Annotated in this window: 23 protein-coding genes; 17 read left to right on the top strand and 6 right to left on the bottom strand. The window is 70.8% G+C overall.

What is annotated here, in order from left to right; genetic code table 11:
- The first annotated feature begins 81 nt into the window (after window positions 1–81).
- Complete coding sequence (locus C8263_RS04925; RefSeq protein ID WP_107136988.1) at window positions 82–732, top strand: FMN-dependent NADH-azoreductase; 651 nt, start codon at window positions 82–84, stop codon at window positions 730–732.
- A gap of 82 nt (window positions 733–814) precedes the next feature.
- On the opposite strand, the gene C8263_RS04920 is transcribed toward C8263_RS04925, so the two are convergent.
- Window positions 815–1,600, bottom strand: a complete 786-nt coding sequence (locus C8263_RS04920; protein WP_107136987.1) for a DUF937 domain-containing protein — start codon at window positions 1,598–1,600, stop codon at window positions 815–817.
- A gap of 321 nt (window positions 1,601–1,921) precedes the next feature.
- Between C8263_RS04920 and C8263_RS04915 the strand changes: the two genes are divergently transcribed.
- The 7 genes from C8263_RS04915 to C8263_RS04885 all read left to right on the top strand — a co-directional run bounded on the left by C8263_RS04915 (window position 1,922) and on the right by C8263_RS04885 (window position 6,754).
- The gene (locus C8263_RS04915; RefSeq protein ID WP_107136986.1) at window positions 1,922–2,767 is read left to right on the top strand and encodes an ABC transporter permease; all 846 of its coding nucleotides are present in this window, start codon (window positions 1,922–1,924) and stop codon (window positions 2,765–2,767) included.
- Window positions 2,760–3,590: an ABC transporter permease gene (locus tag C8263_RS04910; RefSeq protein WP_233218648.1), complete on the top strand. Its 831-nt coding sequence runs from the start codon at window positions 2,760–2,762 to the stop codon at window positions 3,588–3,590. The genes C8263_RS04915 and C8263_RS04910 overlap by 8 nt, the downstream gene beginning before the upstream one ends.
- Window positions 3,591–3,671: 81 nt before the next feature.
- Window positions 3,672–4,637: an ABC transporter ATP-binding protein gene (locus tag C8263_RS04905; RefSeq protein ID WP_107136985.1), complete on the top strand. Its 966-nt coding sequence runs from the start codon at window positions 3,672–3,674 to the stop codon at window positions 4,635–4,637.
- Entirely contained in the window at window positions 4,634–5,038 is a 405-nt protein-coding gene (locus C8263_RS04900; protein WP_107136984.1) for a hypothetical protein, read from the top strand. The genes C8263_RS04905 and C8263_RS04900 overlap by 4 nt, the downstream gene beginning before the upstream one ends.
- Entirely contained in the window at window positions 5,035–5,433 is a 399-nt protein-coding gene (locus C8263_RS04895; RefSeq protein ID WP_146160595.1) for a hypothetical protein, read from the top strand. Before C8263_RS04900 ends, C8263_RS04895 begins: the two co-directional genes overlap by 4 nt.
- The gene (locus C8263_RS04890; RefSeq protein WP_199188307.1) at window positions 5,430–6,038 is read left to right on the top strand and encodes a DNA-3-methyladenine glycosylase; all 609 of its coding nucleotides are present in this window, start codon (window positions 5,430–5,432) and stop codon (window positions 6,036–6,038) included. The genes C8263_RS04895 and C8263_RS04890 overlap by 4 nt, the downstream gene beginning before the upstream one ends.
- Window positions 6,039–6,100: 62 nt before the next feature.
- Window positions 6,101–6,754 (top strand): DNA-3-methyladenine glycosylase, encoded by a 654-nt coding sequence (locus tag C8263_RS04885; protein WP_107136982.1) that lies wholly within the window; start codon window positions 6,101–6,103, stop codon window positions 6,752–6,754.
- Here the strand turns inward: C8263_RS04885 and meaB are convergent.
- The 3 genes from meaB to scpA are packed head-to-tail and all read right to left on the bottom strand — an operon-like array spanning window position 6,715 to window position 10,108.
- Window positions 6,715–7,677, bottom strand: a complete 963-nt coding sequence (gene meaB / locus C8263_RS04880; RefSeq protein ID WP_107136981.1) for a methylmalonyl Co-A mutase-associated GTPase MeaB — start codon at window positions 7,675–7,677, stop codon at window positions 6,715–6,717. The two genes, C8263_RS04885 and meaB, sit on opposite strands and share 40 nt — an antisense overlap.
- Before the next feature lie 5 nt (window positions 7,678–7,682).
- Window positions 7,683–7,940, bottom strand: coding sequence for a hypothetical protein (locus C8263_RS04875; protein ID WP_107136980.1), 258 nt, complete (start codon window positions 7,938–7,940; stop codon window positions 7,683–7,685).
- A gap of 32 nt (window positions 7,941–7,972) precedes the next feature.
- Window positions 7,973–10,108 carry a methylmalonyl-CoA mutase gene (scpA, locus tag C8263_RS04870; RefSeq protein ID WP_107136979.1) on the bottom strand — a complete coding sequence of 712 codons (2,136 nt, stop codon included), beginning with the start codon at window positions 10,106–10,108 and terminating at the stop codon, window positions 7,973–7,975.
- A 151-nt stretch (window positions 10,109–10,259) separates the two neighbouring features.
- Here scpA and rpe point away from each other — a divergent pair, with 151 nt between their 5' ends.
- The 4 genes from rpe to nspC all read left to right on the top strand — a co-directional run bounded on the left by rpe (window position 10,260) and on the right by nspC (window position 13,516).
- Window positions 10,260–10,934 carry a ribulose-phosphate 3-epimerase gene (rpe, locus tag C8263_RS04865; RefSeq protein WP_107136978.1) on the top strand — a complete coding sequence of 225 codons (675 nt, stop codon included), beginning with the start codon at window positions 10,260–10,262 and terminating at the stop codon, window positions 10,932–10,934.
- Between the two features lie 3 nt (window positions 10,935–10,937).
- Entirely contained in the window at window positions 10,938–11,666 is a 729-nt protein-coding gene (locus C8263_RS04860) for a 2-phosphosulfolactate phosphatase (RefSeq protein WP_107136977.1), read from the top strand.
- Window positions 11,667–11,722: 56 nt separating this feature from the next.
- The gene (locus C8263_RS04855; protein ID WP_107136976.1) at window positions 11,723–12,217 is read left to right on the top strand and encodes a PsbP-related protein; all 495 of its coding nucleotides are present in this window, start codon (window positions 11,723–11,725) and stop codon (window positions 12,215–12,217) included.
- Window positions 12,218–12,295: 78 nt separating this feature from the next.
- Window positions 12,296–13,516, top strand: a complete 1,221-nt coding sequence (gene nspC, locus C8263_RS04850) for a carboxynorspermidine decarboxylase (protein WP_107136975.1) — start codon at window positions 12,296–12,298, stop codon at window positions 13,514–13,516.
- Window positions 13,517–14,194: 678 nt separating this feature from the next.
- On the opposite strand, the gene C8263_RS04845 is transcribed toward nspC, so the two are convergent.
- Window positions 14,195–15,004, bottom strand: a complete 810-nt coding sequence (locus C8263_RS04845; protein ID WP_107136974.1) for a glycine-rich domain-containing protein — start codon at window positions 15,002–15,004, stop codon at window positions 14,195–14,197.
- 92 nt (window positions 15,005–15,096) lie between these two features.
- Window positions 15,097–16,251 (bottom strand): GTP pyrophosphokinase, encoded by a 1,155-nt coding sequence (locus C8263_RS04840; RefSeq protein WP_107136973.1) that lies wholly within the window; start codon window positions 16,249–16,251, stop codon window positions 15,097–15,099.
- A gap of 35 nt (window positions 16,252–16,286) precedes the next feature.
- Here C8263_RS04840 and C8263_RS04835 point away from each other — a divergent pair, with 35 nt between their 5' ends.
- From C8263_RS04835 to C8263_RS04815, 5 genes are read left to right on the top strand one after another with little or no spacing between them, the layout of a single operon-like run.
- A complete protein-coding gene (locus C8263_RS04835; RefSeq protein ID WP_107136972.1) occupies window positions 16,287–18,158 on the top strand; it encodes an N-acetylmuramoyl-L-alanine amidase family protein in 1,872 nt (623 codons plus the stop codon).
- Between the two features lie 14 nt (window positions 18,159–18,172).
- Window positions 18,173–18,871: a deoxyribonuclease V gene (gene nfi, locus C8263_RS04830; RefSeq protein ID WP_199188306.1), complete on the top strand. Its 699-nt coding sequence runs from the start codon at window positions 18,173–18,175 to the stop codon at window positions 18,869–18,871.
- Window positions 18,864–19,235 (top strand): inorganic diphosphatase, encoded by a 372-nt coding sequence (locus tag C8263_RS04825; protein ID WP_107136970.1) that lies wholly within the window; start codon window positions 18,864–18,866, stop codon window positions 19,233–19,235. The genes nfi and C8263_RS04825 overlap by 8 nt, the downstream gene beginning before the upstream one ends.
- On the top strand, window positions 19,232–19,930 hold the full coding sequence (locus tag C8263_RS04820) for an SDR family oxidoreductase (RefSeq protein WP_107136969.1): 699 nt from the start codon (window positions 19,232–19,234) through the stop codon (window positions 19,928–19,930). Before C8263_RS04825 ends, C8263_RS04820 begins: the two co-directional genes overlap by 4 nt.
- Window positions 19,927–20,925: an NAD(P)/FAD-dependent oxidoreductase gene (locus C8263_RS04815; protein WP_107136968.1), complete on the top strand. Its 999-nt coding sequence runs from the start codon at window positions 19,927–19,929 to the stop codon at window positions 20,923–20,925. The genes C8263_RS04820 and C8263_RS04815 overlap by 4 nt, the downstream gene beginning before the upstream one ends.
- Window positions 20,926–20,953: the final 28 nt, after the last annotated feature.

The following is a 20,953-nucleotide window of genomic DNA, read 5'->3' as shown; positions in this document are numbered from 1 at the left end:
ACAAAGTAAACCAGAAGGATTTATGGTGTGCTTCAGACAGAGGCGTCAAGCAGGCGTTGTTTCTGTTCCGGAGGGCACATCATGACCAACGTACTGTTCATTCAGGGCAACCCCAAGAGTCTTTCTGAATCCACCTCGCGCCAGCTGGGTCAGCAGTTTGTGGACGCCTACGTGGCCGCCCATCCTGGTGCGCAGGTCACGTCGCTGGACCTGTATCAGGCCGAGATTCCCCTCATTGACGCCGACGTGATGACCGGCTGGGGCAAGCTGGCCCGTCAGGAAGACCTGCTGCCCCATGAGGCCCAGAAGGTGGCCCGCCTGGGCGAACTGGTGGACCAGTTCCTGGCCGCCGATCTGCTGGTGTTTGCCGCGCCCATGTGGAACTTTGGCTACCCCCCCATGGTCAAGGCCTACATGGACGCGGTGGCAGTGGCTGGCAAGACCTTCCGCTACGGTCCGCAGGGCCCCATAGGCCTGGCCACCGGCAAGCAGGCCGTGATCGTGGAGACGCGCGGCGGCTTCTGGAGCGCCCCCGAGGCCAGTGCCATGGAGCACTCGGCCAGTCACCTGCGCGCCTTCTTAGGCTTTCTGGGCGTGACTGACGTGGAAACAGTCTTTGCCGAGGGCCTGAACTTTGACCCTGGCCGCAGCGACGAGATTCTGGCCGATGCCGGCGAACGCGCCCGCGCCCTGGCCGGGCGCCTGGCCGCCGGGACCCTGCAACCCGCCTGAAGCCCATGAAGCACAGGGCCCCGGACCTCAAGTGTCCGGGGCCTTTCTGTTGCGCGTGTGCGGGTTAATAGCGTGGGTGGTCCTAGCGCCGCCCGCCGCCGAACATGCCAATCAGGTCGTCCAGGGCGCCGCCGTCGCCGTCGCGGTCCAGGGCGCGGTTCAGGGTGCCGAACAGGTCGCCCCCGCCGCGCTGGGCCGGGCTCTGGTTGTGGGGCACGCCCTGGCTGGGGTAGCCAGGAATCACCGGGCCGCCGCCCAGCACGCCCCCGCCCTGGCTGTAGGGGTCGGGCTGCTGACGCGGCGTGGTCTGGGGGTGGCCGCCCCCATTCAACAGCCCGCCCAGCAGGCCCCCCAGGCCGCCCCCGGCGCCGCCCAGCAAACCACCCAGAATGCTGCCCAGATCGCCGCCCTGCCCAGGCATCTGCCCGCCGCTGCCCGGTGTGGGGAAGCCCGGCGCGCCTCCCTGTCCCTGGCGCTGGCGGCTCAGGTAGCCCAGCACCAGCGGCGCCAGCATGGTCAGCAGTTGCATGGCCAGCTGCGGATCAATGCCCGCGCGGCGGCCCACCGCCTGCGCGGCCTGGCTCTGCTGCCCGCCGAACACATGCCCCAGAATCTTCTGGCCATCGGTGGGGTCGGGCAGTTGCCCCTGCCCAAACGCACTGAGGGCCGAGCCGTCGTGGCGCTCCAGGGCTCGGCCCAGGGTGTCCAGGCCGCCGGGCTGCGCCGCGTTGCGCGTCAGGGCGCCCAGCAGCAGGGGCAGGGCCGCTTCCATGGCCGCTTCGGTCTGCTGCGGGCTGGTGCCCAGCTGCCGGCCCATGGTCTGTCCGGCGCCGCCCAGGCCGCCCAGTTGACTGAGAATGTCCATCATGGTGTGTGCCTCCTGTGGCATGGAAAAGATGCAGGTTCCAGCGTAGGGCGCGCGTCTGGGCCCGGCATGCAGGGCGCGTTGAGGAAACCCTGAGACGGCCCCGGGAGAACAGGGATGGTGGGCACAGCGCGGGCCCCGGGTGCAGTAAGTAGGCATTGGGGAGCTGACTCCGGCCTGAGCCTGAGGCGGAACAGCTGCCCAGCCGAAGAAACCCCGTCCCCCCACCCCTCACCCTCCGCCAAGCGGCCTATACCCGGCCCGGGCCCGCGCCCGGTACCCTGAGCGCTTCCGGTTCGGCACACTGGAAGGAGGGGGAACATCATGACCATTGCACCGGCGCCCGCGCGCGCCAGGGGCGCCGTCCTGTGGTCGGCGCTGGCCCTGCCCTGGGCGGTGGCCCGGCTGGGCTTCCGGCGGCAGTTCGCCTATCCGCAGGCGGCGCTCTGGGGCCTGATCACCAACACGTTTTTCGGGGTGCTGCGCGTGGCGGTGCTGCTGGCGCTGTTCGGCACACGCCCCCAGGTGGCGGGCTACACCGCGCAGGACGCGATCACCTACACCGGCCTGACCCAGGCGTTCATCATGGCCCTGAGCCTCTTTGGCTGGACCGATTTCATGCGCACCGTGCACCGGGGCGAGGTGGCGGCCGATCTGCTGCGGCCCCTGAACCTGCTGGGTTTCTGGGCCGCGCAGGACGCCGGGCGCGCGGCCGGGCAACTGGTGCTGCGCGGCCTGCCCATGCTGCTGCTCTTTGAAGGCCTGTGGGGCGTGGTGTGGCCGGCCGGGGCCCTGGCCTGGGTGCAGACGGTCCTGAGCGTGGGGCTGGCCTGGGCCTGCGGCTTTCTGTTCCGCTTTCTGGTCAACTGCGCGGCCTTCTGGTCGCCGGACGCGGCCGGTTTTGGCCGCTTTGCCTGGGCGCTGCTGGGCCTGGGCTGCGGCTTTCTGATGCCGCTGGCTTTCTTCCCGGACTGGTTCCAGGCGTGGCTCTCCTGGACCCCCTTTCCCGCCATGCTGAACACGGTCGTGGAGGTCTGGGTGGGGGTCAGGACGGGCGCCGCCGCCTGGAGCGCGCTGGGCGTGCAGGCGGCCTGGGCGCTGGCCCTGGGCCTGGTCACGGCCTTTACCCTGCACCGGGGTCTGCGGCGCCTGGAGGTGGCCGGTGGGTAGGTGGGTGGCCTCGGCGGGGCACCTGGGCCGCCTGTACCTGCGGCTGCTGGGCGCGCAGGTGCGCTCGCAAGGGGCCTACCGGGGGGCCCTGGTGCTGGACGCCCTGGGCACCCTGCTGATCACGGCGGCCGAGTTCGCGGCGCTGGCGCTGGTGCTGCCCCGCTTTGGCGGCCTGGGCGGCTGGACGCTGGGCGAGATCTGCCTGCTGTACGGCCTGGCCGAACTGTCGTTTGTGCTGATGGACCTGCTGTTCGGCGGCTTCGACGCCCCCAACCTCTCGGCGCATGTGCGCGCGGGTACCTTCTCCACCTTCCTGCTGCGCCCGGTGCCGCTGGTGGTGCAGGTGTTCGGCTCAGACTTTGCGCTGCGCCGGGTGGCGCGCATTGGGCTGGCCGGGGCCATCCTGGCCTACGGACTGGCGCATACCGCCCACGCCTGGACGGCCGCAGACGCCGGTCTGCTGCTGGGCTGCGTGCTGGGCCTGATCTGCTTTTTCGGCGGCCTGTTCGTGGTGGGCGGCACCCTCACCTTCTGGACGGTGGACAGCGTGGAGGCCATGAACGTGCTCACCTACGGCGGGCGCACCCTGATCAGTTACCCCATGGGCATCTATGGCGAGGCGCTGCGCAAGACCTTCACCTACCTGATTCCGGCGGCTTTTCTGTCCTACTTTCCGGTGCTGCACCTGCTGGGCCGCCCCCTGCCCGATGGCCTGCCCCCGGCCGCCGCTTTTCTGTCGCCCCTGGTGGGCCCCACCGTGCTGGCCCTGGCCTTTGCCTTCTGGCGCGTGGGCGTGCGCCGGTATCAGGGCACCGGAACGTAGGGGGGCTGGAGGCCCCGGGGTGGAGGAACAGCCTGTCCCAGAGCCCACACCCCCCCTTCCACACCCCCCAAAGGAGCACCCATGATTCACGTTGAACACCTGCACAAGACCTTCACCAGCCGGGGCGGCCCGCTCCTGCGCCCGGTGCGGCGGGTGCATGAAGCCGTGCGCGACATTTCCTTTCAGGTGGCCCCGGGCGAGATCGTGGGCTACCTGGGGCCCAACGGCGCGGGCAAAAGCACCACCGTCAAGATTCTGACCGGCCTGCTGGTGCCCGACCGGGGCGAGGTGCGCGTGGGCGGGCTGGTACCCTGGCAGGCCCGGCGCCAGCACGTGGCGCGCCTGGGGGCGGTGTTCGGGCAGCGCACCACCCTGTGGTGGGACCTGCCGGTGCGGGACAGCCTGGAACTGCTGCGCCACGTGTACCGGGTGCCTGCCGCGCGCTGGCAGGCCAACCTGCACACCTTTACCGAGCTGCTGGACCTGGGCCCCTTTCTGCACACCCCCGCCCGCGCCCTGAGCCTGGGCCAGCGCATGCGCGCCGATCTGGCCGCCGCCCTGCTGCACGACCCGGACCTGCTGTTTCTGGACGAGCCCACCGTGGGTCTGGACGTGGTGGCCAAGGAACGCATCCGCGACTTCGTGGCGCAGGTGAGCCGCGAGCGGGGCGTCACGGTGTTGCTGACCACGCACGACCTGGGTGACGTGGAGCGCCTGGCCGGGCGCGTGCTGATCATTGACCACGGCCAGCTGCTGTACGACGGCGCCCTGGGCCAGTTGCAGGCGCGCTACGGCAGCGCCCGCGAACTGCAGGTGGATTTTGAAGCCGCCCCCGCCGACCCCCAGGTGCCGGGCCTGACCCTGCTGGGCCACGAAGGACCCCGGGCCCGCTACGCCTTTACCGGGCCCGCCGCTGGTCCCATCGCCCGCGTGACCGCCCACGCCCCCGTGCGCGACCTGACGGTGAAAGAACCCGACATCGAGGCCACCATTCGCCGTATTTACGAGGGCGGGTTGCTGCGGGGAGCGCTACACTCGGGGGCATGACGCGCCGCACGGCCACCGAACCCGCGCCGCGAGGCCGGGACGATTCGCTCCTCCTGCCCCGGGCCCTGGCGGTGCTGGCCCTGCTGGGCACCGGGGTCCAGTTGGACCTGTGGCTGCCCCCCGCCGATCACCACGCCCTGTTCTGGGCCCTGGCGGCCGGGCAGGCCGGGTGGCTGGTGCGGCGGCTGGTGCGGGGCCCAGGGCAAGCCACAGCGCAGGACCACGGCCAGCGCCTCTTGATGACCATGATGGTGCTCCTGACCGCTCAGCTGCTGGGCCGGTGGCTGGTGCGGGCGCTTGAAGCCGGCGTCTCCGTCATGGAGGGCGCCGTACTGACCATGCTGGTGGCGCTGCTAGGACTGTTCGTGGTGTCGGCGTGTCGCCCGGTCACCGCGTCATGACCGGGTCGGAGCCGGAGCAGGAAGTCCACCGGGGCCCGCCGCCCAGTGTGGGGGCGGGGTGGCTGATGGTGGCGCTTGTCACCGCCTCCGCCGGCTTTTCCGCCTTGGGGCTGCTGGTCCTCCCCGACCACCGGGCGCTGCGGCTGGGGCTGGCCCTGGTGCCCTTCGCCTTTATCGTCTGGGCGGGCGCCGGGCTGTGGCGGGCGCGGGGCCGGGCGGCCCCACCCGCCGTGCCCTGGCCGCTGCTGGCGGCGCTGGCGTGGCCTGCTGTGGCACGGCCCATTCTCAAGCTGGCGCGCCAGGAACCGCTGACGGGCCTGGACCTCGGCCTGCTTCTGTTTCTGGGCGCCATGTCGCTGTGGGCGGTGGCCCGTACCCGCCGCCCGGTCCGGTGAGCCTGCCCCCGCGCCACTTTGCCGGCGACCCGGTGCCGGTGGCCCGGGGCCTGCTGGGGGCCACGCTGGTGCGGGTGCTGAACAGCGGCGAGCGCCTGAGCGGCCGCATTGTCGAAACCGAGGCCTACGACTGCCCGCGCGACCCCGCCTGCACTGCCGGCCGCTTTCATGCCGCCCGCAGCGCCGAGATGGCCATTGCCCCCGGCCACTGGCTGTTCTGGGCGGCGCACGGCCACCCGCTGCTGCAGGTCGCCTGCCGGCCCCGGGGGGTGCCGGCCAGTGTGCTGATCCGGGCCCTGGAACCACTGGAGGGGCGGGCGCAGATGCTGGGCTTTCGCCCCGTCACCCGCGAGCGCGACCTCACGAACGGCCCGGCCAAGCTGGTGTACGCCCTGGGCCTGAACCCCGCCCAGATTGCGGGCACGCGGGTGGACAGCCCCGGGCTGCACCTGCTGCCCCCAGAGGGGCCCCTGAACGACGCCGCCGTGCGCGTGACGGCCCGCGTGGGCATCAGGGAAGGGCGCACCCTGCCGTGGCGCTTTACGGTTCGCGGCAACCCGTGGGTGTCGCCGGCCCTGCCCAGCATGGCGCTGGTGGATGGTTGATCGTTGATGGAGGGTCAAGGTGGCTTGGAAGGCCTGGGCCGCCCGGTTGCGTAAGCTCAGGCATGCTGCTTGCGCCTGCCTACCCACATGAGCAGGCCCTGCCCCCCAGTTTTTTTGCGGGTGATCCGCCAGCGGTGGCCCGCGCGCTACTGGGGGCGGTGCTGGTGCGCGTGCTGCCAGACGGCGTGACGCTGGCCGCCCGCATCGTGGAGACCGAGGCCTACGACTGCCCGCGTGATCCCAGCTGCCATGTGATCGCCCGCCTGCCCGGCGCGGCGGCCCAGATGGCCGGGCCCCCGGGGCGGGTGTACTTTCATCTGGCGTACGACCAGCCACTGCTGAACGTGATCTGCCGTCCCCAGGGGGTGCCAGCGTCCATTCTGGTGCGCGCCGCCGAGCCGCTGCTGGGCGAGGAGCACATGCGCGAGCGCCGCCCGGTGAAGCGCCGCCTGGACCTGACCAACGGCCCCGCCAAGCTGGTGCAGGCCCTGCAGCTGGGCCCGGAACTGCGCGGCGAGCCGATAGATGGCCCGGGGTTCTATCTGGTGCCTGGAGAGCCAGTGCCAGACGAGCAGGCCACCACCACCGCCCGCGTGGGCCTGCGCCAGGGGGCCGGGTTGCCGTGGCGCTTTCTGATCACGGGCAACGCGTGGGTGTCGCCCGGCAAGCCCAGCGCTCAGCTGGCAGACGAACCCAGCAGCGCCGCCACGCCCTGAACAGCGGTCAGGCGCCCGGCTTCCACCCCGGCGCGCAGCTGGTGTAGCCGCGCCGGGTTCAGTCCCGCCTGAAACGCGCGCCACGCGGCGTCCCGCAGCAACTCGTCAAACCACACGGCGGTCTGGGCGCGGCGCTTGGCCGCCAGGTCCACCGTGTCCCGGTAGCGCTCCACCGCCGCCCACACCTCGGCCAGTCCCTCCCCAGTCAGCGCCGAGGCGCGCAGGGCCATCGGGCGCCACGGCGCGTCATGCGGCGTCAGCAGGGTCAGGGCGGTGCGCAGTTCTGTCTGGGCGCGCACCGCCGCCTGGGGATTAGAGTCGGCCTTGTTCACCACGCACAGGTCGGCCAGTTCCATGATGCCGCGTTTGATGCCCTGCAGCTCGTCCCCGGCATTCGGCAGGGTCAGCAGCACGAACAGGTCGGTCATGGCGGCCACCTGGGTTTCGCTCTGGCCCACGCCGACCGTTTCCACCAGCACCACGTCGTAGCCAGCGGCCTCGCACAGCGTGATGGCCTCGCGGGTGCGCCGCGCCACGCCGCCCAGGGTGCCGCCTGACGGACTGGGGCGAATAAAGGCCTGGGGGTGCACCGTCAGCCGGGGCATGCGCGTCTTGTCGCCCATGATGGAGCCGCCCGTGCGCGCGCTGCTGGGGTCCACCGCCAGCACGGCCACCCGGTGCCCGGCCTCCGCCAGGCGCAGGCCCAGCGCCTCGATAAACGTGCTTTTGCCCACGCCGGGCACGCCGGTCAGGCCCAGGCGAATGGAGCGGCCCGCGTGCGGCAGCACCTCCGAGAGCAGGGTCTGGGCGCTCTCTTCATGCTCGGCGCGGGTGGATTCGGTCAGCGTGATCGCCCGGGCCAGCGCCCGCCGCTGGCCCGACAGCAGGGAAGAGGTCAGGGGATGGAACGGGGGCCCGGTCATGTGCCTCAGGGCCCGTCCGGCGCCGGTTTCACCAGCGGGTCAAGCCAGCGGGAGAGGATCAGGCAGGCCACCCCGGCCACTGTCAGCCAGAATGCGAAAGCCGCCAGCAGCAGGGCCGGGCCTGCGTCCGGCGCGTCGTTCAGGGCCTCCGGGCCGCCCCCCGACAGCACCAGCAGGAAGCCCAGCCCCAGCCCGGGCAGGGCCAGCAGGCCGCCGATCAGCAGGCCACTCAGGCCCAGCCCCAGGCCCACCCAGCCCGCCATCCGCCATGGCTGCCGGGGTGTGGGGCCCCCGCTCACGCCCGGTCGCGCAGCAGCCGCAGCACTTCACGCGCGCTGTGCAGGATTGGGGTGCCGGGGCCAAAGATGCCCGCCGCACCGGCCTCGCGCAGCGCCGGATAGTCCTGCTGCGGAATCACGCCGCCCACCACCACCCGGATGTCGCCCGCGCCCTCTGCGCGCAGCGCCTGGATCAGCTGCGGCACCAGCGTCTTGTGCCCAGCCGCCTGAGAGCTGACCCCCACCACATGCACGTCGTTCTCGATGGCCTGGCGCGCGGCTTCCTCGGGGGTCTGGAACAGCGGGCCCACGTCCACGTCAAAGCCCAGATCGGCAAAGCCGGTGGCAATCACCTTGGCCCCCCGGTCGTGGCCGTCCTGGCCCATCTTGACCACCAGGATGCGGGGGCGGCGGCCCTCGGCCTCGGCAAAGGCCTCAATCTCGCCCTGCAGGCTGGCAAAGCCCTCGTCGCCCTCGTACCCCGCCGCGTACACCCCGCTCAGGGTGCGAATCTCGGCCGAGTGGCGGCCCCACACCCGTTCCAGGGCGTCACTCACCTCGCCCACCGTGCAGCGGGCCCCCATGGCCCTCACGCTCAGGGCCAGCAGGTTGCCCTCGCCGCTGCGCGCGGCGTGTTCCAGGGCGTCCAGGGCAGCCTGCACCGCCTGCGGGTCGCGGGTGGCCTTGACCTGCGCCAGCCGGGCCAGCTGCGACGTGCGCACCGCCGCGTTGTCAATATCCAGCACGTCCACTGGCGTCTCGGTGCCGGGGCGGTACTTGTTCACGCCGACAATGACGTCCTCGCCCCGGTCAATGCGGGCCTGCTTGCGCGCCGCGCTTTCTTCAATGCGCAGCTTGGGAATCCCGCTCTCGATGGCCTTTGCCATGCCGCCCAGGCTCTCGACCTCACGCATCAGTTCGCGCGCCTTCTCGGCCAGATCGTGCGTCAGGCGCTCCATCAGGTAGGAGCCGCCCCAGGGGTCCACCACATGGGGAATGCCCGTTTCTTCCTGCAGCACCAGCTGGGTGTTGCGCGCAATCCGGGCAGAAAAGTCGGTGGGCAGGCCAATCGCCTCGTCAAAGGAATTGGTGTGCAGGCTCTGGGTGCCGCCGAACACGGCCGCCATCGCCTCGATGGTCGTGCGGATGACGTTGTTGTAGGGGTCCTGCTCGGTCAGGGACCACCCGCTGGTCTGGCAGTGGGTGCGCAGGGCGCGGCTCATGGGCTTTTTCGGCTCGAACTGCGCCATCAGTTCGCTCCACAGCAGCCGGGCGGCGCGCAGCTTGGCCACCTCGGTGTAGAAGTTCATGCCAATCCCGAAGAAAAAACTCAGGCGCCCGGCAAAATCATCAATGTTCAGGCCCTTGCCCAGCGCGGCGCGCACGTATTCCAGGCCGTCGGCCAGGGTGTAGGCCAGTTCCAGCGCGGCGTTCGCCCCGGCTTCCTGAATGTGGTACCCGGAAATGGAAATGGAGTTGAAGCGCGGCATCTCCTTGGCCGTGTATTCGATGATGTCCGCAATGATCCGCATGGAGGGCGCCGGCGGATAGATGTAGGTGTTGCGCACCATGAACTCTTTCAGGATGTCGTTCTGAATGGTGCCCGAGAGTTCGTCCAGGCGCGCGCCCTGCTCCAGCCCCGCCACGATGTACCCGGCCAGAATGGGCAGCACCGCGCCGTTCATGGTCATGGACACGGACATCTCACTCAGCGGAATACCGTCGAAAAGGATCTTCATGTCCTCGACGGAATCAATGGCCACGCCCGCCTTGCCCACGTCGCCCACCACGCGCGGGTGGTCGCTGTCGTAGCCCCGGTGGGTGGCGAGGTCAAACGCCACCGACAGGCCCTTTTGCCCGGCCGCGAGGTTGCGCCGGTAAAAGGCGTTGGACTGCTCCGCAGTGGAAAAGCCCGCATACTGCCGGATGGTCCAGGGACGCGCGGCGTACATGGTGGCGCGCGGCCCCCGGGTAAAGGGCGGCAGGCCCGGCAGCGTGTCGGCCGCCACGCCCTCCAGGTCGGCAGCGGTGTACAGCGGCTTCAGGGTGATGCCTTCCGGGGTTTCGCGGTTCAGGCGCGCGGGGTCGGCGCCTTTGAGGTCCTTGCTGGCCAGGGCTTTCCAGGCGGCCAGATCGGCAGGGGGGTGGGTCATGGGTGGGTGCCTCCGTTCGCGCTTCATGATGCCACGCGCCGCCTAACGGGCGTTTGGACCATGGAGCTGGCTGGCCCGCTGGTTTCGCTCTGGGGAAAATTGGCCCAGAAAATCTGCCTCTGCACAACGTAAGAACTGTTAGAATTCTGGGGTGACCACGCCCGACCCTGCTGCCCGCCGCGTCAAGCTCGCGCCGAGCATCCTCGCCTGTGACTTTGCCCGCCTGGGCGAGGAACTGCGCGCCATCCAAAGTGCCGATTGGGCGCATGTGGACGTGATGGACGGGCAATTTGTGCCCAACATCTCCTTTGGGCTGCCCATCCTGGCTGCTGCGCGCGCCGCGAGCCCCCTGTTCATGGACGTGCACCTGATGATTGAGCGCCCCGAACGCTACCTGAAAGATTTCGCCGCAGCGGGCGCCGACGGCCTGACCGTGCATGTAGAGGCCACCGCGCACATTCACCGCGCGGTGCAGCAGATCAAGGAACTGGGCAAGAAGGCGGGCGTGACCCTGAACCCCGGCACGCCGCTGGAGACCCTGCGCCCCGTGCTGGCAGAGGTGGACCTTGTGCTGATCATGAGCGTGAACCCAGGTTTTGGCGGCCAGAAGTTCATTCCGCAGAGCCTGGAGCGCATTCGCACCGTGCGCCGCTGGCTGGATGAACTGGGCAGCCCGGCCGAGCTGCAGGTGGACGGCGGCGTGGGAGCGGCCAACGCCCGCGCCGCTGTGCACGCCGGGGCCAGCAATCTGGTGGCGGGCAGCGCGGTCTACGGCCGGGACGGCGCGGCGGCGGGGCTTGACCGCCTGCGCGAGGCGCTGAAGTAAGCCATGCGCCTGCGCGTTGACCTGCTGCCGCACGGCACCTACCCCGACGTGGTGGTGGTGGTGGACGTGCTGCGCGCCACCACCACCGCCGTGACCTACCTGGAACGCGGCGCCGACGCCCTGCTGCTGACCGCCACCCCGGAGGTGGCCCTGGCCCTGCGCGGCGGCGAGGAGGGCGGGCCCTACGTGCTGGGCGGCGAGCGCGGGGGCCTGCCCATCCCGGGCTTCGATTTCGGCAACAGTCCGGCAGAAGCGGCCGGCCAGAACTTCACCGGCAAAACGGTCGTCATGAACACCACCAACGGCACCGGCGCGGCGCATACCGCCGCCCAGACGGGCAAGCACATCTTTCTGGCCGCCCTGACCAACGCCCACGCCGCTGCCCGGCGCGCACGCGCTGCGGCCACCGAGGAAATTGCCATCGTGTGCGCGGGCACCGACGGCCACGTGGGCCTGGAAGACGTGTATGCCGCCGGCGTGCTGGCTGAATACCTGCTGGCCATGGGTGAATTCACCGTGGACGACGGCGCCCGCATCGCCCTGACCGTGCGGCGCAACGGCGGTAACCCCCTGGAGGCCCTGAGCAGCAGCGGCCACGGCCAGCACCTGAGCCGCCTGGGCCTGGGCGAGGACGTGCGCTTTGCCGCCGGTCTGAGCACCAGCACGCTGGTGCCGGCGCTGGTGCCCGGCGAGGGCGCCCCCGAAGGCACCCTGAGATTTACGGCAGGTTAAGGATCAGGGCCGCTGCCCCGGTATCCCTGCCCCGCCCCGTCCCCTAGGCTGCAGGCATGACCCCTGCACGCCGACTGCTGGCCCTGCTGCTGCTCTCCAGCACCGCCCACGCCGCCACCTACAAGGACCCGTCCGGCGCCTTTTCGGCCACGGTGCCGTCGGGCTGGCAGCAGGGGTCTTACCCCGGCACGGCGGTGGTCTTTGCCGCCAAGCCCGAGGGCGGCTTTGCTTCCAACATCAACGTGATCGTGCAGCCCCTCCCGGCCGGCATGACGCAGGCGCAGTACCACGCCCTGAGCGTCAAGCAGATTGGGCAGCTGATTACCGACGGCAAGATTGTCAAGACGCAGGCGATGACCCTGGGCGGTTTGAAGGGCAACCAGCTGGTCTACACCGGGCGTCAGGGCCAGTACAAGCTGTACTTCATCGCCACCTACGCCGTGAAGGGCAACCGGGCTTACCTGGTGACCGCCACCAGCCGTCAGGGCCAGGAAGGCCAGCTGGCGCCCGTGAACGCCGCGTTTGTCAAGAGCTTCAAGGTGCTCAAGTAGGCAAGGCGCAAGTCAGGCGCAACCCAGAAAGGAGCAGGGCACTCTGTGCAGGGTGCCCAACCCGCTACCCTGTGCCTCATGACGGCTTCTGATCTTTCCCTGCCGGCGGTGACCCCGGCGGCCTCTGTGGATTTCGCGGCCATTCCCAGCCCGGCCTTCGTGCTGGACGAATCCCGCCTGCGCCGCAACCTCGCCCTGATCTCGCAGGTGCAGCGCGAGAGCGGCGCGCAGATTATCGTGGCGTTCAAGGGCTTTTCGATGTGGTCCGCCTTTCCTCTGCTGCGCGAATACGGCATTACCGGCGCCACTGCCAGCAGTCTGAACGAGGCCCTGCTGGCGCACGAGGAAATGCAGGGCGAGGTGCATGTGTACGCCCCCGCCTACAGCGACGAGGAGTTTCCCCGCATCCTGGAGCTGGCCGATCACCTCGTGTTTAACTCGTTCTCGCAGTGGCAGCGCTTCAGGCCGCAGGTGGACGCTGCGCGCGCCGCCGGAAAAACGGTGCATGTGGGCATCCGCGTGAACCCCGAATACGCCGAGGTGGAAACGGACCTGTACAACCCCGCCGGGCCCTTTTCGCGCCTGGGCGTGACCCGGCGTGAATTCCGCGCCGACCTCATGGACGGCGTGGACGGCCTGCACTTTCATACCCTGTGCGAAAAGGACAGTGACACGCTGGAGCGCACCCTGGAGGTGCTGGAACGCAATTTCGGGGACGTACTGCGGCAGGTGAAGTGGGTCAACTTTGGCGGCGGCCACCTGATGACCCGCGAGGGCTACGACATCGTCCGCCTGATCCGGGTGGTGCGCGCCTTCCGGGAAAAGTGGGGCGTGCATGTGATTCTGGAACCCGGCAGCGCCTTTGGCTGGCAGACCGGCTGGCTGGTCAGCAGCGTGCTGGACGTGGTGCACAACGTCAAGGACGCCGCGCTGCTGGATATCTCGGTCTCGGCGCACATGCCGGACGTGCTGGAAATGCCCTACCGCCCGCGCATTCTGGGCGCCGGTGACCCGCCTGAACACGACCACCGCGAAGCTGTGGACGCGCCCCCCGGCCACGCCTACCTGATTGGCGGCACCACCTGTCTGGCCGGCGACGTGGTGGGCGAATACGTGTTTCCGGCGCCCCTGTCGGTGGGCGACCGTGTGGTCTTTGACGACATGATCCACTACACCATGGTCAAGACCACCTTCTTCAACGGAGTCAAGCACCCGGACATTGGCATTCTGCGCCTGGACGGCACCTACGAGCGCGTCAAGACCTTCGGCTACCAGGAATTCAAGGCCAAGCTGAGCTAGGGCAGAGCCCTGGGTGTGAAGAGGGAGGCCGGCATCGGCGCCCGCTGCTGCCCAGTGGGGCAAACCGGCTCAACAGGGCGATGAACCGGGCTGCGCCTTCCGGACAGGCACAGTTTCACAGCAGGGGCTGGCACAGCGGCTGAGCGGGCCCGGCGTCCTGAACGATGTCTGGCCACCCGCTGACCTCTACAGTGCTGGCACGCTGACTTCTACGAGTTCCGAAACATTCCGGAACACATGACGGAATGTTTCCGACCGGAGGGACGCGCAGCGCTGCACAGCAGAGCAGGAAAAGAGACGGATTTCGGGAAATTGGACCGCCCCCAGCCGAAGGCGGGGAACATCCCCCTTCTTCCCGGATGTGACGCAAATGGACGGCCGTCCGTATTACGCGGACTCCGATGGAATCGTTTCCGCAAACGATTCCATTCAAGCGGACTGGGAGAGCTGCTTCGCAGAGCGAGCAGGAGAAAAACGGGTTCCGTCCATGTCCTGCTCTGCTCTCCAGCGCTGCGAGTGCCTCAGGTCGGAACAATTTCAGGAGGAGCAGCACGAGGATCAGGGCGAGCAGCGCGACCAGCCGCAGCACTGTGGGAGCAAGCGGGGCCATAGCGCCTCCTGAACACAGTGAGGAAGAAGCGGCGCCGCCACAGCCACAGCCACAGCCGGGGGTGTGGCTCAGCTGCCGCAGCCGCCTCCGCCGCAGCTGCTGCCACCACTGTCGCCGCCACCGCTCGCGCCGCTGTCACTGCTGCCGCCGTGGTCGCAGTCGTCGCTGCCCGAGAGGGCGCCCATGCTCAGCAGGGCCGCGCCGCCATCATCGCGGCGCCCCGCGCCGGACACCCGGCGGGGCCCGGGGCGCGCGGCGCTGCGCGCCAGCAGCAGGGCCACCACAAAGACCCCCAGGGCGATCCACAGCGCGGCTGCGCTCCAGGCGAAGGTCATGCCGGCCACCAGGGCGGCCACTGTGGCGAGGCCCAGCGCCCCCAGGTGGACACGGCCCAGGGTGCGGCGCGCGGGCGCCGCCGGGGCGCGGGCGGCCATGGGCCGGGGGCGCGGCCACAGCTCTTCAGGGGCCGGGTGCCCGAAGGCGGCGGCGTAGGCATCCAGCGTCTGCGCGTACTGCGCGGCAAAGCGCGCGGCCTCGTCCGGGCTGCCCTCGCCGGGTTCGTGGTGTAGCGGGCGGGGCAGCAGGGGGGTCAGGCACTCCCAGTAGTCCCGGGTAAAGGTCAGGTGCAGGTGCCAGACCTCGTCCACGGCGCGGGACGGCGTGACCGGGTGCGGGCAGGTGGCGGCCAGAAACACGAAGCGCCGGTACTCCTGCGCCGCCGCCTGGGTCTGGGCCGGGGTCCAGCGCTGCGTGTGGGCCAGCCGCCGCAGCAGGGCTGGAGGGAGGTCATGGTGCTGCAGGGCGGTCCAGAGGGGGTCCACCGGTCGGGGCGACAGGACAGTGTTGACTTGCGGCTGACTGAACGTGTCTTGGCTCATGGCCAGAAGCTCCCCTGACGTGGGGCTCGCCGGGCCGACCAGGACGGTCGGCGCGCGCCCTTCTCCGTCGCCTTCAGCGTGCGCCCAACATGTCAGTCGCCCGTCAGGTCAGGCCCCGAAGCTGCGGGGGCACGGGCCTCATCTTCAGGGGGGCCTGACACACCCGCCTGGGGCGGACAGGTCTGGGTGTAGGCGTCCTGCACTGCCTGCACCAGCTGCTCGCTGCTCAGGACCCCGCTCAGGTCCAGCAGGGCCACGATCTCGTGGGGGTTCAGGGCCGGGTTCATGCAGGCGCGCAGCAGGGCGTAATGCACCACGCTGGTGCCGGGGCGCGCGCCGCCCGCCGGGGTCCAGGCCACCTGCAGCGCGGGCATCACCAGCGAGGCCAGACACACCACCTCGCGCTGGTGGCGCCGCAGTTCCTTGTGCAGCGCGCCCACCGAATGCACGCCCACGTAATGCAGCAGCTTGGCCAGCCGCTGCGGGCGCTCGGGGTCGTTCCAGCCGGTCAGCAGCGGCACATTCAGCTCGCGCGCCACCTCGGCGTCCAGGTCGCGCACCGGGGGCAGGGCCAGCAGGTGGGTCATGCTGGCGGCGTCAATAAACACGCTGTCGGGGGCTTCGCGCACGCGCTGGGGCAGGGTGGCAGCGTAGTCGCGCGACAGGCGGTGCAGGGCCATGAATTCCTCGTCGGCCATTTCCAGCAGTCCGGCCAGCCGGTAAAAGCGCCGCTGCACCTCGCGCGGAATCGCCTCGCGGTTCTTGTAACCCAGGTCGTGCTCAATCTCGGCCCAGGCGTGCTGCAGGATGGAGCGGATCTGCACCTCGAATTTCAGGCCTGCGTACGCCCCGAGGTCCGGGGTCTCCGGCGTCACCTGCACCACGTAATGCACGCCCATGTAGCCGAAGCGGTCCGGGTCGTGCATCTTGCTCTTGTCAATGGAGTTGTCCCAGTCCAGGGTGTGGTGCTCTTCAAGCAGGCGCGACACCAGCCCCACGTCCGACTCGAAGTAGGTGATCACGCGCACCGCCACCAGATCGGTCACGTCGCCCAGCGTGGGATACCGCCCTGGCTTGCGCCGCAGCTTGTCTTCCAGGCTCAGCCGTTTTTTCACCCGGCCCGTGACGTGGTGAAGATTGAGTCCAGCCTCGGCAATCAACCGGGCCGTGTGCGCCACTGCCGCCTCCCGCAGGCCCTCGAAGGCAGGGAGCTGGGCTTCATATGCCGCCAGTAGCCCTTCACTCATCGCCCCGCAGCATACGCCGTGCTATCCCGGGGGGCATGCGCGTTTCTCTGCCCTGCCTCGTTCTGGGTGCGGCGCTGGCCCTGTCCGGGGCGCAGGCGGCCCCCAGCGTGTACGTGGCCTACCCCCCGGACGGCCACCGGGTGCCCTTTGACCACGTGCTGCTTGAAGGCAGCGTGGCCCCCGGCGCGGCCCTGACCGTGGGCGGCGTGGCCGTGCCCACCGGCCCCGACGGGCTGTTTATCACGTGGTGGCCGCTCAAGCCCGGCGCCAACGCGCTGCGGCTGGTGGCGCGCCAGGGCGGCCAGAGTGCCGCCCGGGTGCTGACCGTCATCCGCACCGTGCCCACCCGCCTGCCGGCCACGCCCACGGCCATCGCGCGCGCCAGCGTGCAGCCCGCGCAGCCGCTGGAGTTCTGGGACCCGGCGGGCGACACCGCCGCCGAGCGCCGCGTGCCGGTGCGCTTTGAGGGTTCGCCCGGGGGGCAGGCCAGTGTCCGGGTGGCGGGCGGCCCGGCCCAGCCCCTGACCGAGGGGCCCGCCGGGGTGTACAGCGGCGCCTACACGCTGCCCCCGGGCGCCGTGCTGAACACCGCGCCGCTGGTGGTCAGCCTGCGCGGGCGCGACGGCCGCACGGTGAGCGCCACGGCGCCCGGCCGCCTGAGCAGCGCGCCGGGCACCGCCCGCACGGTTCTGCAGCCCCCCGGCAGCGTGCCGGGGCTGGGCGTGAACGCGGCAGGCACGCGCCTGACCACCCTGAGCGGGCAGCCGCTGCTCTACCCCCGCGAGGCCATGACCTTTCGCGCCGTGGGGCGCGTGGGTCCGGACCTGCGTGTGCGCCTGGCCCCGGGGGTAGGGGCCCTGGTGACAGCGGCCCAGGTGGCGCCGCTGGGCTTTGCCGCGCCGCCCACGCCCGCCGGCGGGGCCATCACGGTGGACGCGGTGCCGGGGCCCCTGGCCCCAGACACGCCGGTCCCGGTGGCCCCTGCCCCTCTGCCCAAAGTCGCCGGCCCGGCCCAGCCTGGCCCCGTCGCCCGGCCCGCCCCCGAACTGCACCTGCGCCTGCCGCTGGGCGCGGCGCGGCCCCCCTTCACCCTGGAGCAGCCCTCGGCGCGGCGGGTGACCCTGACCCTGTATGGGCCGCCCCTGGCGCCGTTCACGCCCCCGGCAGGGCCGCTGCCCTGGCCGCTGGAGCGCCTGGAGGTGCAGCCGCTGGCCGGCGGGATCACCCAGATCAGCGCGGTACTGGCCGCGCCGCTGTGGGGCTTTACCGCCAACCCCGATGGAGACGAGCTGCGCCTGACCCTGCGCCTGCCGCCCACCCTGGACCCGGCGCGGCCCCTGGCCGGGCGCGTGATCACCCTGGACCCGGGCCACGGCGGCAGCCAGAACGGCGGGGCCGGCAGCCTGCGGGTGCCGGAAAAGGACCTGGTGCTGCCTATCGCCCTGCGCGCGGCCGAGCTGCTGCGGGCCCAGGGGGCCAGCGTGAACCTCACGCGCAGCGGGGACGTGACCCTGGGGCTGGTGGAACGCGGCCTGCTGGCGGAGGCCGCTGGCAGCGACCTGCTGATTTCCATTCACGCCAATGCCCTGCCCGACGGCCGCGATCCACGCGGCATCCGGGGCCCGGAGGTGTACTTCACCCACCCGCAGGCGCAGCCGCTGGCCGCCGCGCTGCTCTCGGCCCTGCGTGAGCGCCTGCCCGACCTGGGCCCGGGGACGGGCCTGAAGCCCGGCGCCGATCTGGCCCTGACCCGGCCCACCACCCAGCCCAGCGTGCTGGTGGAACTGGGCTATCTGACCGACCCCGGCAACCTGCGCCTGCTGCACAGCCCCGGCGGCCAGGAGCGCATGGCCCAGGCCATCGCCCAGGGAGTGGCCGATCTGTTTCAGGCCGAGGCGGCGAGATGAGGCCTGATCAGCCCTTGACCAGATCATCGCTGGACCCTGCCACCCTGCTGGAGGTCCCGGCCAGTGCGCAGGCGGCCGAGGCGCTGCAGCGCCGCTGGGCAGGGCAGGTCTTGGCCAGCGATGATCTGGGCCCGGTCACGACCGTGGCCGGAGTGGACGTGGCCTATCACGAGTCCAGCGGTGAACTGGTGGCGGCCGCCGTGCTGCTGGACGCTCCCTCGTTGACGGTGCTGGAGGAGGTGACCCTGCGGGACCACGCGCGCTTTCCATATGTGCCGGGCCTCTTTTCCTTCCGGGAATGCCCACCGGTGGCGCGGGCGGTGCAGGGCCTGAGCCGCCGACCGGACCTGATCGTCTGCGACGGGCACGGTGTTGCCCACCCGCGCCGGTTCGGTCTGGCCTGTCATCTGGGGCTGGCGCTGAACATTCCCACCATCGGCTGCGGCAAAACGCGCCTGACGGGTGAGGACACAGTGCCGGGCCTCCCCCGGGGTGAGTGGACCCCGCTGCTGGACGGCCCCGAGGTGCTGGGCGCGGCGCTGCGCACCCAGAGCGGTGTGCGGCCGGTCTACGTGTCGGTCGGGCACCGGGTGTCGTTGCCCACCGCCCTGGCCTGGGTGCTGCGCCTGAGTCCCCGGTACCGCCTGCCCGAGACCACCCGCGCGGCGGACCGTCTGGTGCGGCGCGCCCTGGCTGAGGTCTCTCATGCGTGACCTGCGCGCCTACCTGGGCCAGCGGGTGCGCGTGGTGGTGGACCGCCCGCTGGGCTCGGTGCATCCGCGCCATCCGGACCTGCGCTATCCCGTGAATTACGGCGAGCTGCCCGGCACGCTGGGCGGCGACGGGCAGCCGGTAGACGCCTACCTGCTGGGCTGGGACACGGCGGTGCCTGAAGCCGAGGGCGAGGTGATCGCCGTGATTGAGCGCCTGAACGACGCCGAGGACAAACTGGTGGTGGCGCGCGACGGCACCGACTGGAGCGACGACGCCATCGGCACCATCATCCGGTTTCAGGAACAGTATTTTCACACGCGGCTGGTGCGTGCTCAAGGCGCTGCAGTAAGGTCGGGGGCATGACCACACCCCGGCCCGTGACCCTCATTACTGGCGCGTCTGGCGGCATCGGGTCGGCGCTGGCCCGCCTGCTGGCCCCCACCCACGACCTGATCCTGACTGGCCGGGGCGGCGCGGCCCTGACCCGTCTGTGTGCCGACCTGGGCGCCCAGCCGCTGCCCCTGGACCTGACGCACCCCGAGACCTTTGCCGGCGTGGTGGGCGGGCTGGGCCGGGTCACGAACCTCGTGCACGGCGCCGGGGTGGTGGACCTGGGCGCGGTGGCCGGGCAGGACCACATGGTCTGGACCCATACCCTGGCCGTGAACACCGTGGCCCCCGCTGAACTGACCCGGCTGCTGCTGCCCCGGGTGCGGGCCGAACAGGGCACCGTGGTGTTCGTGAACAGCGGCGCGGGGCTGCGGGCGAATGCGGGCTGGGGCAGCTACGCCGCCAGCAAGTTTGCCCTGAAAGCCCTGGCCGACGCGCTGCGCGAGGAAGAGGCCGCGCACGGGGTGCGGGTGACCTCGGTGTATCCGGGCCGGACCGCCACTCCCATGCAGCAGAAAGTGCGCGCACAGGAAGGGGCCGCATACACCCCGGAGGCCTTTGTTCAGCCGGAGACGGTGGCAGCCACCATCGCCTTTGCCCTGAACGCCCCGCGTGACGCGACCCTGCCGGACCTCAGCGTGCGCCCCGGGCCCCAGGGGAACCCATGAGCCCGCCGGCCCTGTATGACGCCGTGGTGGTGGGTGCCGGGCCCGCTGGCCTGAACGCCGCGCTGGTGCTGGGCGGCGCCGGGCGCCGGGTGCTGCTGCTGGACGGCGGCCCGCCGCGCAACGTCCGCGCCCAGGCGGCCCACGGGGTCTTTACCCGCGACGGCGCCACGCCCGTGACCCTGAAAACGCTGGGGCTGGGGGACCTGGCGCCTTACGCGGTGACGGTGCGCCCCGAACTGGCCCGCGAGGTGGCCCCCGAGCCGGACGGCTTTGCCCTGCGGCTGGAGGACCGCTGGGTGCGGACGCGGCGGCTGCTGTTTGCCACCGGTGTGCGCGACGTGCTGCCCACAGTGCCCGGCCTGCGCGAACGCTGGGGCGCGACCGTCCATCACTGCCCCTACTGCGACGGCTGGCCCAACCGGGACGCGCGGCTGGGCGTGCTGGGGTCCGGACAGGAGGGCCACCACCTTGCCCTGAGCGTGCGCTCGTGGTCCGAGCGGGTGACCCTGCTGACCGACGGCCCCGACAACCTGACCGACGAGCAGCGGGAAGACCTGCGCCGGGTGGGCATTCCGCTCTATACCGCGCCCGTTCTGCGCCTGGGTGGGCGCCACGACCTGCGGGTGCGCTTTCGCCCGGGGGTCCCGAAGGCCCCAGGAGCCCCTGTCCCCGGGCCGTCTGAAGCCCTGTGCCTGGACGCCCTGTTCCTGAACCCCACCCAGCAGCAGCGCAGCACCCTGCCGGCCGCCCTGGGCTGCGCGCTGAACGACAAGGGCCGCGTGGTGGTCAACGAACACGGCATGACCAGCGTGCGTGGCGTGTGGGCCGCCGGAGACATGACCGGCGCGCCGCAGTACGTGATGAGCGCGGCGGCCAGCGGCATGATCGCCGCCGTGTCCCTGAACACCACCCTGATTCACGAGGAGGTGCGGCACCTGGGCGCCGCCTTTCACAAATCGCCTGGTGAACCGGGCGGGGAAGGGGAGGCGTCCTGAGCCTCTTCTGAGTGTCGTGTGTACGATG

It is taken from the genome of Deinococcus arcticus (assembly GCF_003028415.1).
GTDB classification, from domain to species: domain Bacteria; phylum Deinococcota; class Deinococci; order Deinococcales; family Deinococcaceae; genus Deinococcus; species Deinococcus arcticus.
Note: the sequence above shows the minus strand (reverse complement) of the source record. Positions and strands in the feature narration are given on the sequence as shown.